This is a genomic window from Streptomyces violaceus (genome assembly GCF_036014075.1).
GTDB classification, from domain to species: domain Bacteria; phylum Actinomycetota; class Actinomycetes; order Streptomycetales; family Streptomycetaceae; genus Streptomyces; species Streptomyces violaceus.
In genome coordinates, this window is the sequence record NZ_CP107911.1 from 8,857,744 (window position 1) to 8,873,074 (window position 15,331).

The 15,331-nt window shown below is 69.5% G+C and carries 4 protein-coding genes and 1 pseudogene; all 5 read left to right on the forward strand.

What is annotated here, in order from left to right; genetic code table 11:
- The 5 genes and pseudogenes from OG542_RS40000 (at window position 1) to OG542_RS40020 (ending at window position 15,290) form a co-directional block, all read left to right on the forward strand.
- Window positions 1-1,195 (forward strand): annotated as a pseudogene (locus OG542_RS40000) (sulfate adenylyltransferase subunit 1).
- A 259-nt stretch (window positions 1,196-1,454) separates the two neighbouring features.
- On the forward strand, window positions 1,455-2,540 hold the full coding sequence (locus OG542_RS40005; RefSeq protein WP_328407060.1) for a methyltransferase domain-containing protein: 1,086 nt from the start codon (window positions 1,455-1,457) through the stop codon (window positions 2,538-2,540).
- A 211-nt stretch (window positions 2,541-2,751) separates the two neighbouring features.
- Window positions 2,752-4,710, forward strand: a complete 1,959-nt coding sequence (locus OG542_RS40010; protein ID WP_328417673.1) for an ABC transporter ATP-binding protein — start codon at window positions 2,752-2,754, stop codon at window positions 4,708-4,710.
- Entirely contained in the window at window positions 4,707-14,153 is a 9,447-nt protein-coding gene (locus OG542_RS40015; protein ID WP_328407058.1) for a non-ribosomal peptide synthetase, read from the forward strand. The genes OG542_RS40010 and OG542_RS40015 overlap by 4 nt, the downstream gene beginning before the upstream one ends.
- 39 nt (window positions 14,154-14,192) lie before the next feature.
- Window positions 14,193-15,290 carry a prephenate dehydrogenase gene (locus tag OG542_RS40020; RefSeq protein ID WP_408057836.1) on the forward strand — a complete coding sequence of 366 codons (1,098 nt, stop codon included), beginning with the start codon at window positions 14,193-14,195 and terminating at the stop codon, window positions 15,288-15,290.
- The last annotated feature ends 41 nt before the right edge of the window (window positions 15,291-15,331 follow it).

The window sequence follows — 15,331 nt, forward strand, 5'->3', positions numbered from 1 at the left end:
ATGAACGGCATCTCACTTCTGCGCCTGGCCACCGCCGGAAGCGTGGACGAGGGCAAGTCCACGCTGGTCGGCCGGCTGCTGCACGATTCCAAATCGGTCCTCGCCGACCAACTCCGCACCATTGAGCGCGCATCGAGGAGCCGCGGAAAGGAGGGCCTGGACCTGGCGCTGCTCACGGACGGCCTGCGTGCCGAGCGCGAACAGGGCATCACCATCGATGTCGCCTACCGCTACTTCGCCACCGCTGCCCGGCGCTTCATCCTCGCCGGCACCTCCGGCCACGTGCAGTACACCCGCAACATGGTCACCGGAGCCTCCACGGCCGAACTCGCGATCATCCTGATCGACGCCCGTACAGGCGTGGTGGAGCAGACCCGCCGGCACGCCGCCATCGCCGGCCTCCTGCGCGTCCCGCACGTGGTCCTCGCCGTCAACAAGATGGACCTGGTCGCGTACGACGAGGACGTCTTCGCCACGGTCGCCGCGGACTTCGTCGACTACGCCACCCGCCTGGGTGTGCCCGCGGTGACGGCCATCCCCATCTCCGCACTCCACGGCGACAACGTCGTCGAGTGGCCCGTTTCCCCGTGCAGTACGTCATCCGACCGCAGACCGCAGACCGCAGACCGCGGACCGCGGAGCACCCGGACTACCGCGGCTACGCCGGAAAGATCGCATCCGGCCTCTTCCACGTCGGGCAGCAGGTCACCGTTCCGCCCTCGGGACGTACCACCACGATCGCCGCGATCGACGTCCTCGGCGAGGCCGCCGAGATCGCCTGGGCTCCGCAGTCGATCACGATGCGCCTCGCAGACGACCTGGAGTCTCCCGCGGCGACGTGATCGCCCCGTCCGACCAGCCGCCCACGCTGACCAACGAGGTCACCGCAACGGTGTGCCACCTCGCGGACACACCGCTCACCGCGGGCGACCGGGTACTGCTGCGACACGGCACGCGTACGGTCACCGCCAAGGTCAAGGCCATCGACTCCCGGCTCACCCTGGCCGACCTGTCCCAGCAGCCGGGCCCGGGACGACTCGTGGTCAATGACATCGGTGAGGTGGTGCTCCGCACCGCGGAGCCGGTGCCGGTCGACGACTACGCCGCTTCCCGCCGCACCGGATCGTTCATCCTGATTGACCCGGCCGACGGCGCCATGCTCACCGCCGGCATGGCGGCCCACACCCTCGGGTGAAGGCGGTGACGTCGGCGGAGGCGCAGGGAAGGCCACCGCGGGCCGGCCACGTCCAAGTGGCAAAATTCTTCAGTTGGACTCACTCGTGGCCATTGACCTGATTCAGCAGGTGGACCCAGAATGCGTCTTTGCGGATCAGTGTATGGCAAAAGTGCCCTGAACTCGGGACGGGTAATTTTCCTGCGGGGTGACGTTCCTATACGTTCATTCGCTCGTCCGGGGAAACGGTGTCGGAAAAACAGCGAGGAGCGGATGCACAATGTCAGAGAACGGACTGTTCACCTCCACAGTGACGCTGTCCGCCCAACCCGACCGGATGTGCGTAAAGGGGGGTGCAGCCAACGGGGAGGAGGGCTTTCCACTCTCCCTGGATATGCTGCTCATCCTGGACATCATGCTCCACGAGCATGATGTCGCAGCGGCGGAAGCCCAGTTCACCGCGGTGCGGAGGGCCCCACTGGCGGCCGACGCGCAAGCCGCTGTGGATGAACTCAGCTACAGCGGGAACACCTGCTCGATACGCGCCCAGCGCGGCTCTGTCATCGTGCGCGATGATCGGAAGATGGCCCCGGCGGCGGACCTGACCGCACAGAGCCGTTCGACCCGGCAGGTGCTGCGGGCGCTGGGAATGCGGCGAAATCTGAGCCACGATCTCGAAACCCCGAATTTTCGCGGGCTTTTCACGGAACTGCAGGAACGTGGCCTCCTGGTGCCGTCGGTCGGTGAGATCGACTGGGGCCAGCTGCGCAGGCTGACGCCGATCTGCCCGGATTTCGGAATATCCCGGGGCACCCCCATCGACCGCCACTACCTGAACCAGTTCATCGCCGAAATCCGTGATCTCGTTCAAGGAGATGTTGTGGAGATCGGCGGAAATGACGGAAACAAGGACGTCTACGGTTTCACCCGTACTTCCGGATACCGCGGTCTGGACATCAGAGAGGCCCCGGGAGTCTCTCTGGTCGGTGACGCGGCGGACCCAGGAATCATCCCGGCGGACTCCCTTGACGCCATCATCGCCTTCAACGTTCTGGAGCACACCGCGCGCCCGTGGCAGGTGGTCGACAACATGCGGCAATGGCTGCGAAAGGGCGGAAGAGCGTACTGCATGGTTCCCAGCGCCCAACGACTGCACGGCGCGCCCGAGGACTACTGGCGGCCACTCCCGGCAGCGTTGCGGGAGATGTTCGGCGCCTGGTCCGAACAGACCGTGTACCAGTACGGCAATCCGATGAGTGTCATCGCGTCGCTCATGGGTGTCGCGGCCGAGGAACTCGACACCCTGGAATTGAGCACATACCACCCGGCCTACCCTGTGGCCAGTTGCGTCGTCGCAAGGAAGTGAGGCCCGACCGGGCGGCAAGCCGACGAGCCCTGGGTCGAGAGGGTGATCGCGGTGGTCCCCCGCGCCGCGGCGGTCGTGCGGCACAGACGCCGGTCGCTGCGTCCAAGTGCCCGAAGTCCTCAGTTGGACTCACTCGTGGACATCGACGTGATTCAGCACGATTGGGATTCGCTGACTTCGTGCGTTGTATGAGAGGGGCACCTGCGTGGAGATGGTGTTGCGCTTCCAGGGCATGAAGAAGAGTGATGAGGACCCCGATCCCTGGCACACCGACATCCACCCGGGGACGGTGCGCAGAGTCCTCGCCTACTTTCGCCCGCACATTCGCACGGTGGTGCTCTTCATTGCTGTCGCCGCATTGGAGGCGTTCGCCGTCGCCACCACTCCTTTGCTCTTGAGGGAGCTCGTCGACAACGGCATCGTCAAGAACGACCGCGGGGTCGTGATCTCGACGGCATGCCTGGCCGCGGGGCTCGCCGTGCTGGGCGCGGTGTTGTCGCTGGTGTCCGCCTACATCTCCGGGCGGATCGGGCAGGGGGTCACCCACGACCTCCGGGTGCAGGCGCTCGACCACGTCCGGCGGCAGCCGCTCGCGTTCTTCACCCGCACCCAGACGGGGGTGCTGGTCGGTCGGCTGCACACCGAACTGGTCATGGTGCAGCAGCAGTTCACCGGCTTGCTGATGGCGGCCACCAGTGCGGTCATGGCCCTGGTGGTGCTGGCCGAGCTGTTCTACCTGTCGTGGCTCGTCGGCCTCATCACGCTGGCGCTGGTTCCGCTGTTCATCGTGCCCTGGGTGCACGTGGGGCGGCAGATACAGCGGCGCACCCGACGGCAGATGGACGAGAACGCCGGCCTCGGCGGACGGCTTCAGGAGCGGTTCAACGTACAAGGGGCGATGCTCTCCAAGCTCTTCGGCCGTCCGGACGAGGAGATGGCCGAATTCGCGGACCGTGCCAGGAAGATCCGCACGATCGGCGTGAACCTCGCCGTCTGGGGCCGGGGCGCCTTCGTCATGATGACGCTGATGGCCTCGCTCGCCACGGCGCTCGTCTACGGGGTCGGTGGCGGGCTCGTGCTCGCCGGGACTTTCCAGCTCGGCACGCTGATCGCCCTCGCCACCCTGCTCCAGCGACTGTTCGGGCCGATCACCCAGCTGTCCGGGATGCAGCAGACCGCGCAGGCCATCGTGGTGAGCTTTTCCCGGGTCTTCGAACTGCTCGACTTGAAGCCGTTGATCCAGGAAAGCCCCGATGCGGTCGTGCTCGCGCAAGACGTGCCGCCGGACCTCGAGTTCGAGCATGTGTCGTTCCGCTATCCCACCGCGGACGAGGTCTCACTGGCGTCCTTGGAACATCTGCGGACCGATCGCGAGCGCGGGGAAGTGACGCCGGACGTCCTGCGCGACGTGAGCTTTCACGTGCGGGCCGGAACCCTCACCGCGCTGGTCGGCCCGTCCGGCGCGGGGAAGAGCACCATCACGCACCTGGTGTCCCGGCTGTACGACGCGAACTCCGGGACCGTTCGCGTAGGCGGACACGACCTGCGGGACCTCACCTTCGACTCGCTCCGCGAAGCGGTGGGGGTGGTCAGCCAGGACGCCTACCTGTTCCACGACACGATCCGGGAGAACCTTCTCTACGCTCGCCCGACCGCCACCGAGGACGAGTTGATCGAGGCATGCAAAGGGGCCCAGATCTGGGATCTGATCGCCTCCCTCCCCAGTGGGCTCGACACCGTCTCGGGCGATCGCGGCTACCGCATGTCGGGCGGGGAGAAGCAACGGCTGTCCATCGCCCGGCTGCTGCTGAAGGCACCCTCGATCGTCGTGCTGGACGAAGCCACCGCGCACCTGGACTCCGAGTCGGAGGCCGCCGTCCAGCGGGCCCTCAAGATCGCCCTGCGCAGCCGTACCTCCCTGGTGATCGCCCACCGGTTGTCCACGATCCGCGAGGCCGACCAGATTCTCGTGATCGACGACGGACAAGTCCGCGAACACGGGACGCACGAGGAGTTGCTGGCCGCAGATGGCCTGTACGCCGACCTCTATCGCACGCAGTTCGCCAAGCCGGCAGGCAACGGCGCCGAGCCCGCCGGACTCGGGACCGGGCTCGGACCGGACAACGCACTCCGGCCGGTGCCTCAGGCGGTTCGTGAAGGAGAACGATGAATTCCACAGCGCAAGCCACACCGACGGTGCTGGAGCTGTTCGCCTCGCACGTGGACCGGACCCCCGATGCGGTGGCCGTCGTCGACCGTGATCGGGTTCTGACGTACCGGCAACTCGATCAGCACGCGGGCCGGCTGGCCGGGCGCCTTGTCCGTCGGGGCGTCCGCCGTGGCGACCGCGTCGCGGTCATGATGGACCGTTCCGCCGACCTGCTGGTGGCCCTGCTCGCGGCATGGAAGGCGGGGGCGGTGTACGTGCCCGTGGACGCCGCCTATCCGGCGCGGCGGGTGGCGTTCATGGTGGCGGATGCAGGGGTCTCCCTGATGGTGTGCTCAGCCGCGGCGCGCGACGGCGTACCGGACGGGATCGAGTCGATCGAGCCCATCGATGCGGACGCCGGCACGGACGAGGGCGCGTGCGATGCGGCGGCGGTCACGGTGCGCCCGGGCGATCTGGCCTACGTGATGTACACCTCCGGCTCGACGGGCACCCCGAAGGGGGTGGCCGTTCCGCATCGGAGCCTGGTGGAGCTGGTGGAGAGTTCCGGCTGGGCGATGGAGCCCGGCGATGCGGTCCTCATGCACGCGCCGTACGCCTTCGACGCTTCCATGTTCGAGATCTGGGTGCCGCTGGCGTGGGGCGCCCGTGTGATGATCGCCGGGCCGGGGCCGGTGGATGCCCGGCGCCTGCGGGAGTTGGTCGCGGCCGGGTTGACGAGGGCGTATCTGACCGCCGGGAACTTCCGCGCGGTGGCGGAGGAGTCGCCGGAGTCGTTCGCGGGGCTCCGTGAGGTGCAGACCGGTGGCGACCTGGTGCCCGCGCACGCGGTGCACAGGGTGCGGGAGGCCTGTCCCCGGGCGCGGATCCGGCACCTTTACGGCCCGACCGAAGCGACCGTGTGGGCGACGTGGCATGTGCTCGAACCAGGTGACGTGATGGGTCCGACGTTGCCGATCGGACGGTCGCTGTCGGGCCGCCGGGCTCAGGTGCTCGACGAGTTCCTCCGGCCCGTGGGGCCGGGTGTGGTCGGGGAGCTGTACCTCTCCGGTGCCGGTCTGGCGGACGGCTACCTGAACCGGCCGGGTCTGACGGCGGAGCGGTTCGTGGCGGATCCGTACGCACCCGACAGCGCTTCCGAGGGGGGCGGTGACCAGGTGACGGGCGGGCGGATGTACCGGACCGGGGACCTCGCCCAGTGGACCGCGGACGGTGAGCTGCTGTTCGCGGGCCGGGTCGATCACCAGGTGAAGATCCGTGGGTACCGGATCGAGCCCGGCGAGATCGAGGCCGCGCTGACGGCTCAGCCGGGCGTCCACGACGCCGTGCTTGTGGCGGTCGACGGGCGCCCGATCGGTTATGTGGTGGCGGATGGGGACGTGGACCCCGAACTCGTCCGCGAGCGCCTCGCGGCGCAACTGCCGGAGTACATGGTGCCGGCCGCCGTGATCGTGATGGACGCGCTGCCGCTTACCGGCAACGGCAAGGTGGACCGAGCGGCGTTGCCCGCGCCCGAGTTCGCGGCGAGCGCTACCGGCCGTGAACCCGTGACCGAGGCGGAGCGTGTCCTGTGCGATCTCTTCGCCGAGATGCTCGGCCAGGAGCGGGTCGGTGTCGACGACGGCTTGATCCAGTTGGGCGGGGACTCGATCGTCGCGATGCGCATGGCGGCACGTGCGTTCAAAGCCGGCCTGCTGGTGACACCCGCCCAGATCCTCAAGGAGCAGACCCCCGCACGGCTGGCGGCCGTGGCGCGTGCCGTACAGGCTGATCGCCCCGTCGACCGGCCGCTGATCGCTCTGACCGCGCAGGACGAGGCGGAGCCCGCGATCGCCGATCCGCAGGCGGAGGAGGTCTGGCCGCTGGCACCGCTCCAGGAGGGGCTGGTCTTCCAGTCGACCCTCGATGATCAGGGTCTCGATGGTCACGGCCTCGGTGATCAGGGTCGCGACATCTACCAGGTGCACTGGCTCGTGGAGCTGAACGGACCGCTGGACGCGGCCCGGCTGCGGGCCACGTGGGAAGCGGTTTTCGCCCGGCACCCCCAGCTGCGACCGAGCTTCCATCGACTCCCGTCGGGCAAGACGGTGCAGGTCGTCCACCGGCACGTCACCCTGCCGTGGCAGGAGGTGGATCTGACGGGCGCGAGCGATGTCGATGCGGCCGTCGACGCCCTGGTCGAACGGGAACAGGAGAAGCGGTTCGATCTCGCCGAGGCTCCGCTGGCCCGGCTGGTGCTGGTGCGGATCGCGGAGGACCGGCACCGCCTGCTGGTCGTCATTCACCACACCCTGATCGACGGTTGGTCGGTGGCGGTCATCCTCAACGAGGTGGCCGAGGCGTACACGGCCGGCGGGCAGCTCCCCGAACGGGCGGGTTCGGCCTCCTACCGGGATTACCTGGCTTGGCTGGACCGGCAGGACAAGGATGCGGCACGTGCGGCCTGGCGGGCGGAGCTGTCCGGTACGGACGAGCCGGCGCTGGTCGCGACAGCGGCCCCTGCGGCGGACTACGACCACCGCGTCGTCCACCTGTCGACGGATCTGCACACCCGGCTGACGCGGTTGGCCCGCGACCACGGGCTGACGCTGAACACGGTGGTACAGGGTGCGTGGGCGATGGTCCTGGCGCGACTTCTGCGGCGGACCGATGTGGTCTTCGGCGCCACGGTCGCCTGCCGTCCCGCGGTGCTCCCGGGTGTGGAGTCGATGCCGGGCCTCATGATGAACACGGTGCCGGTCCGGGTGCCACTGGACGGCGGGCAGTCGGTTGTGGACATGCTCGCCGCGTTGCAGCACCGGCAGGCGGCCCTGATCCCGCATCAGCATCTGGGGCTGCCGGAGATCCAGAAGGCGGCCGGCTCCGGCGCGGCGTTCGACACGTTGCTGGTGTTCGAGAACTATCCGCGCGACTTCGCGGGCCGGTTCACGTATCTGGGCACGGTCGAGGGGACCCACTATCCGCTGACCCTCGGCATCATTCCGGGAGATCATTTCCGGATCCAGCTCAGCTACTGGCGCGGGCAGATCCGGGAGAGCGTTGCCGAGTCGGCTCTGCAGTGGTTCGTCGATGCGCTCGCCGCGTTGGTCGCCGATCCGTCCGGACTGGTGGGGCGGGTCGGTGTGGCCGCGGGCCATGCGCATGACGCGGGCCCGGCGTTGGTGGCGGGGCAGTCGTTGCCGGCCTTGGTGAGGCGGGTGGTGACGGAGCGGTCGAACGACGTGGCGGTAGTGGACGGTGCGGGTGAGCTGTCGTTCGGGGAGTTGTGGGACCGGGCGGTGGGACTGGCCGCTGTGCTGCGGGCTCGCGGGGTCGGGCCGGAGCGCCGGGTGGGCGTGGTGGTGGAGCGGTCGTCGTGGTGGCTGGTCGGAATCCTGGGCGTGTCATTGGCGGGCGGTGCGTTCGTTCCGGTGGATCCGGCGTATCCGGCCGAACGTGTGAAGTGGATGCTGGACGACGCCGATCCGGTGTCGGTGGTGTGTGTGGGAACGACGCGCCCGGCGGTGCCGGAGGAGTTCGCGGACCGGCTGGTGATGGTCGACGAGGTCGATCTGGCGGGGGGCTCGGAGGCGGGGCTGCCGCAGGCGGGTCCGGGTGACGCGGCGTATGTGATGTATACGTCGGGCTCGACGGGCGCTCCGAAGGGGGTCGTCGTCTCCCACGCGGGGCTCGGCAATCTGGCGGCGGCGCAGATCGACCGGTTCGGTGTGTCGCCGTCGTCACGGGTCCTGCAGTTCGCGGCGCTGGGCTTCGACGCCATGGTGTCGGAGGTGTTGATGGCATTGCTGTCGGGGGCGACGCTGGTCATGGCGCCGGCGCGGGACCTGCCGCCGCAGGTGTCGTTGGCCGAGGCGCTGGAACGGTGGCAGGTCACACATGTGACGGTTCCGCCGTCGGTGCTGGGCACGGCCGACGCCTTGCCGGACGCGCTGCAGACGGTGGTGGTGGCGGGGGAGGCCTGTCCGCCGAGCCTGGTGGATCGCTGGTCCCGGGGGCGGCGGCTGATCGACGCCTATGGCCCGGCCGAGGCCACGGTATGCGCGGCGATGAGTACGCCGTTGGCGGCGGGCCGGGATGTGGTCCCGGTCGGGACGCCGATCCCGGGGGGCCGTTGTTATGTGCTCGACGCGTTCCTGCTTCCGTTGCCGCCGGGGATCGCTGGTGAGCTGTACGTGGCCGGAGTCGGGCTGGCACGCGGCTACCTGGGCCGCGCGGGGCTGACGGCCGAGCGGTTCCTGGCCGATCCGTTCGCCCCTGGTGAGCGGATGTACCGGACGGGGGATCTGGCGTACTGGACGAGCCAGGGTGAGTTGGTGTTCGCCGGGCGCGCCGATGACCAGGTCAAAGTCCGTGGGTTCCGGATCGAACCCGGCGAGATCGAGTCTGTCCTGTCCGACCACCCACGGGTCTCCCAAGCCGCGGTGACCGTCCGCGCGGACCGACTCCTTGCCTACGTTTCACCGAGCGACGTCGATCCGCGGGCGGTGCGCGAAAGGCTTGCCTCCCGGTTGCCTCAGCACATGGTGCCTGCGGCGGTGATGGCGCTGGACGCGCTGCCGGTGACGGCGAACGGGAAGATCGACCGGGGTGCGCTGCCCGATCCCGATTTCGCCGCCGCGACCGCGGGACGGGAGCCGGCCACGGAGGCCGAGCGGGTGCTGTGCGACCTCTTCGCCGAGGTGCTTGGTCTCGACCGGGTCGGTGCGGACGACAGCTTCTTCGAGCTGGGTGGGGACTCGATCCTCTCGATGCAGCTGGCGTCGCGGGCGAGGCATGCCGGTCTGACGTTCACCTCGCGGGATGTCTTCGCGTGCAGGACGCCGGAGCGGCTCGCCCGGCTGGCGGCGCAATCGCCGCTGCCGTACAGCGATCCATCCCCCGCCGCCGATGGTGTGGGCGGTGTCGCATGGACGCCGGTCATGCGGATGCTGGGGGACGGGGTGACGGGGGCGGGGTTTGCCCAGTGGGCGGTGGTGGGTGCGCCACCGGATCTGACGCAGGACGTGCTGGCGGCGGGGCTGGCGGCGCTGGTGGACGCGCATGACATGTTGCGTGTGCGGGTGGAGCCGGGGCGGTTGGTGGTGGGTGAGCCAGGGTCGGTGGATCCGTCCGCCTTGGTCACGCGCGTAGCGGCTGCCGGACGTCGGCTGGACGAGGTCGTGCAGGACGCGGCCCGGGGGGCGGTGGAACGGCTCGATCCCGCGGCGGGTGTGGTGGTACAGGCGGTGTGGGTGGACGGCGGGCCGGATCGGCCGGGACGGGTGGTGGTGGCGGTACATCACCTGGCCGTCGACGGGGTGTCGTGGCGCATCCTGCTGCCGGATCTGCAGGCCGCCTGCGAGGCGGTGGCCGCCGGACGGGCTCCGGAAGTGGAACCCGTGGCGGTGTCGTTCAGGCGGTGGGCAGGCCTGTTGGAGGAGTGGGCTCTGTCCGCTGAGCGGGTCGGCGAGTTGGCGGCATGGAAGGCGATCGTCGGTCAGGAGGACCGGCCGGTCGGTGCGCGTGGGCTGACCCCAGGCCGGGACGCGGGCGGTACCGTGCGCTCGCGGTCGTGGGTCGCGCCGAAGGCGGAGGCGTCGGTGCTGCTCGGGCGGGCTCCCAGGGAGTTCCACTGCGGGGCGCATGAAGTCCTGCTGGCCGGGCTGGCCGGCGCGGTCGCGCGGTGGCACGGCGAGGACGCGCTGTTGGTGGATGTGGAGAGCCATGGCCGTCATCCCGTCGACGGAATGGATGTGTCCAGGACAGTGGGCTGGTTCACCAGCGTGCATCCGGTGCGGCTGGACGTGACGGGGATCGACCTGGCGGATGTGCTGTGCGGTGGTTCGGCGGCCGGACGCCTGCTGAAGGCGGTCAAGGAGCAGTCGCGGGCGGTGCCCGGCGACGGCCTCGGCTACGGGTTGCTGCGCTATCTCAACGGTGAGACCGGGCCGATTCTGGCGGCATTGCCGTCACCCCGGATCGGGTTCAACTACCTGGGCCGGTTCGCTGTCGGTGACCACAACGGTGTGCGGGCGTGGCGGTTGGCCGGGGACATCGGCAGTTCGATGGATGCGAGCACGGATCTGCCGCACGCGGTGGACGCCAACGCGATCGTCCAGGACCGGCCGGACGGTCCGGAGCTGACGCTCACGCTGGAATGGCCGGACGGTCTGCTCGACGAGGCCGAGATCGAACGACTGGGCCAGGAATGGCTGGACATGTTGTCCGGGTTGGCCCGTCAGGCGGACGATCCTGCCGCGGGCGGACACACCGCGTCCGACTTCGGCCTCGTCGACCTGGAGCAGGACGAGATCGAGGCCCTCGAGGCCGAACACGCGGGCACCGGTGGGCTGGCCGAGGTGCTGCCGCTCTCCCCGTTGCAGCACGGGCTGGCCTTCCACGCCGGCTACGTGGGCGACGGCGTCGATGTCTACACCGCACAGGCGGTGCTGGACCTGACCGGTCCGCTGGACACACAGCTGCTGCGGAAGTCGGTGCGCGGGCTGCTGGACCGGCATACCAATCTCCGGGCCGGATTCCGGCACAGCGCCGCCGGGGTCCCCTACCAGGTGATCGCTGGCACCGCGGAGGTGCCATGGACCCAGGTGGACGTGGATCAATCGGTGGATCCGCAGGCCGAGGCGGTGGCGGTGGCCGCGGCCGAACGGGCACGGCCGTTCGAACTGTCCCGCCCCCCGCTGCTGCGGTTCGTGCTGATCTCGGTGGGACCGGACCATTACCAGCTGGTGCTGACCTCTCATCACATCCTGCTCGACGGCTGGTCGATACATCTGCTGCTGGATGAACTGTTCAAGCTGTACGGCAACGGAGCAAATCCGCTCGCGCTGGCGCCGGTGACGCCGTACCGGCAGTACCTGGCCTGGCTGAGCCGGACCGATCGGGACGCCGCGACGGCCGCGTGGCGCAACGCTCTGGCCGGCCTGCCGGAGCCGACTCTGATCGCGGCGGACCGGCCGGTGCCGGTCCAGATGTCCGAACAGATCTGGGCCGCACTGGACGAGGCGTTCTTCGAGGCGGTGACGGCGCGGGCCCGTGAGTTCGGCGTCACGGTCAGCACACTGCTGCAGGCGGTGTGGGGAGTGGTGCTGGCGGCGATGACCGGTCGCGACGATGTGGTGTTCGGCTCGGTGGTGTCCGGACGCGCGGCCGGGCTCGACGGGAGCGAGACCATGGTCGGACTCTTCATCAACACCGTCCCGGTCCGGGTACGGATGCGGCCGCAGCACACCTTCACCGAGCTGGTGCGGCGCTTGCAGGACGAGCAGACAGCGGTGCTTCCCCATCACCACCTGGGGCTCACCGACATTCAGCAGGCCGCCGGACTTGGGCAGCTCTTCGACACCCTCTTCGTCTACGAGAACTACCCCAAGCCCGCCGCGATCGGTGACGGAGCCGCCGATGCGGAACCGGACCGGCTGCGTGTGCGGGGTGTGACCGACGCCGATTCCACCCACTACCCCCTGGCTCTGACGGCCATCCCGGACAACGGCCTGCGGCTGCGGCTGGAACGCCAGCCGGCGCTGGTCACCGCCGCGCAAGCCGATGCCGTGCTGGACCGGTTCACGCAGGTGCTCGAAACCCTGATCGCCGCGCCGCAGTCACCGCTGTCCATGGTGCCGGTCTTGACGGACTCCGAACGGCAACAGCTGGGGGCGTGGAACGACACTGCGGCGGAGGTGCCCGCACAGACGCTGCCGGAGTTGTTCGCCGCGCAGGTCGCCGCCACCCCCGAGGCGACTGCGGCGGTCTTCGAGAACCAGTCGCTGACCTACGCCCAGCTCGACGCCCGCGCCGACCAGTTCGCCCACTGGCTCATCGATCACGGTGTCGGACCCGAGGACCGGGTCGCGATCATGTTGCCTCGCTGCCTGGAACTGGTGGTCGCCGTGCTGGGTGTCACCAAAGCCGGCGCGGCCTGGCTGCCCATCGACGCGAACTACCCCCAGGCGCGCATCGACTACATCCTCGCCGACGCGCGGCCGGCGGTCGTGGTGGACGAGTCGGTGGTGCGCGAGGTCAGCCAATACCCCACTGGTCCTGTGCGGTCGCGGACAGTGCCCGAGAACGCGGCCTACGTCATCTACACCTCCGGCTCCACCGGGCAGCCCAAAGGCGTTGTGGTCACCCACACCGGTCTGGCCAGTCTGGCCCGCAGCCTGGCCGAGCGGCTGGATCTGAGGGCGCGGAGCCGGGTCCTGGCGCTGGCATCGCCGAGTTTCGATGTCTCGGTGCTGGAGCTGCTCATGGCGATCGGTGGCGGCGCGGCACTGGTGGTTCCGCGCGAGGGTGTTGTGGCCGGTGGAGAGCTGGCCGAGGTGTTGGCCGGCCAGGAGATCAGCCATGCGTTGATCCCGCCCCCCGTGCTGGCCACCGTGCCCGCAGTGCCCGAGACGGTACTGCCGTGCCTGGTACTGGGTGTGGCGGCGTGTCCTCCTGAACTCGTGCACCGGTGGTCGCCCGGGCGCCGGATGATCAACACCTATGGGCCGACCGAGGCCACCATCGCCATGACCATCGGCCCGGACATACCGCCCGGTGACGAGATCCCGCCGGTCGGCTATCCGACCGCGAACGCGCGGGCGTTCGTGCTGGACTCGTGGCTGCGTCCGGTGCCACCGGGTGCGGTGGGCGAGTTGTACATAGCCGGCGTGGGTGTGGCGCGGGGGTATCTGGGACGAGCGGGGCTGACCGCGGCACGCTTCGTAGCCGATCCGTTCGGTTCCGGTGAGCGGATGTACCGGACCGGGGACCTGGTCCGCTGGAACCCGGAAGGGGAATTGGTCTTCGTCGGCCGTGTGGATGACCAGGTGAAGGTGCGGGGGTTCCGCATCGAACCCGGTGAGGTCGAGGCGGCCCTGCTGGCGCAGGAGTCGGTGGGGCAGGCGGTGGCGGCGGTCCGCGCCAGCCGCGCCGGCGAACGGCTGGTGGCGTATGTGACCGCCGCCGGGGCCAGCGCGGTGGATGCCGTCGCGGTGCGCGAGGGCGTGGCGGCCCGGTTGCCGGAATACATGGTGCCGGCGGCGGTGGTGGTGCTCGATGCGCTGCCCTTGACGGCGAACGGGAAGATCGACCGCAAGGCGTTGCCGGAACCCGACTTCAGCGGACGCGTCTCGGACAGGGAGCCGGTCACGGAGGTCGAACGGATGCTGTGCGATCTGTTCGCCGAGGTGCTCGGTCTGCCACGGGTCGGTGCGGACGACAGCTTCTTCGAGCTGGGCGGGGATTCGCTGCTCTCGATGCAACTGGCAGCGCGGGCCCGCCGTGACGGCATGGTCTTCGGCTCGCGAGAGGTGTTCGAGCATCGCACGCCCGCGGGCATCGCGACGATCGTGGAGCTGGGCGCGGACGACCCCGCTGCGGGTGGAGACATCACAGCTGACGTCGACCTCCTCGACTTGGACCAGTCGGAGATCGACGCATTCGAGGCCGAGTTCGACCACCAGTAGGACCGCCGATCCCGCCGCTCATGCGGGGCAACCGAAGGAATGGACGTGGCCGTGATGCACTCCGCGCTGGTGATAGGCACAGGACTGATGGGCACGTCGGCGGCGTTGGCGCTGCGGGCGCGTGGCGTGACCGTGTACCTCGAGGACGTCGACTCGGCGGCCGCCCGGACGGCCGCGTCGCTGGGCGCCGGTACGGTGCGGCCGCCCACGGAAACCGTCGACCTGGCGATCGTCGCGGTGCCGCCGCCGCTGGTCGGCAAGGTGCTGGCGGACGCACAGGGCAGACACCTGGCGCGGCACTACACGGACGTGGCGAGCGTGAAGGCGGAAACGCAGCACGACATCATCGACCTCGCCTGCGACACCTCGTGCTACATCGGCGGACATCCCATGGCGGGCGCGTCGCGCAGCGGTCCGCTGAAGGCCCGGGGCGACCTCTTCGAGGGCCGCACCTGGGCGCTGACGCCGACGGCGGACACCGACACGGAGACGCTCAACACGGCACTGGAACTGGTGACGCTGTGCGGCGCTGTTCCCGTGCTGATGGAGGCGGCGGTGCACGACCGTGCGGTGGCGCTGGTGTCCCACGCGCCCCATGTGGTGGCGAGCCTGGTCGCGATGCGCCTGGAGAGCGCCGGGGAACGTGAGGTGAGTCTGGCGGGCCCGGGCCTGCGGGACCTGACCCGGATCGCGGAGGCCGACCCCCAGCTCTGGCTGGACATACTGGGCGGCAACGCCTCGGTCGTGGCGGACCTCCTGGACGAACTGGGCGCCGATCTGAGCGAGATGGTCGCCGGGCTGCGCGCCATGGCGGCGACGGACGACGCCAAGCGCAGCAGCGGCATGAAGACGGTCGGGACCATGCTGCGCAGGGGGGTGTCGGGCCGCAGCCGCATCTCCGGCAAGCACGGGAGCCGGCCCGAGCGGTTCGAATCGGTGACCGTGATGATCGGGGACCAGCAGGGCGAACTGGCACGGCTGCTGACGGACGCGGACCGCGCGGACGTCAACATCGAGGACATCCGCATCGAACATGCCACCGGCCGGCAGGCCGGCCTGGTCCATGTCAGCGTCGCTCCCGGCATGACGGCACCGCTGCGGGAAGCTCTGCGGACGGGTGGCTGGCACGAGCAGTGAAGACCGAGCGACCGCGTCAGGTGCGACTGGACATGTTGTCC

What these genes read in the sequence shown, in the direction of transcription:
- OG542_RS40005 (WP_328407060.1), top strand. Translation starts at nt 1,455, where the DNA reads ATGTCAGAGAACGGACTGTTCACCTCCACAGTGACGCTGTCCGCCCAA.
- OG542_RS40010 (WP_328417673.1), top strand. Translation starts at nt 2,752, where the DNA reads ATGGTGTTGCGCTTCCAGGGCATGAAGAAGAGTGATGAGGACCCCGAT.
- OG542_RS40015 (WP_328407058.1), top strand. Translation starts at nt 4,707, where the DNA reads ATGAATTCCACAGCGCAAGCCACACCGACGGTGCTGGAGCTGTTCGCC.
- OG542_RS40020 (WP_408057836.1), top strand. Translation starts at nt 14,193, where the DNA reads ATGGACGTGGCCGTGATGCACTCCGCGCTGGTGATAGGCACAGGACTG.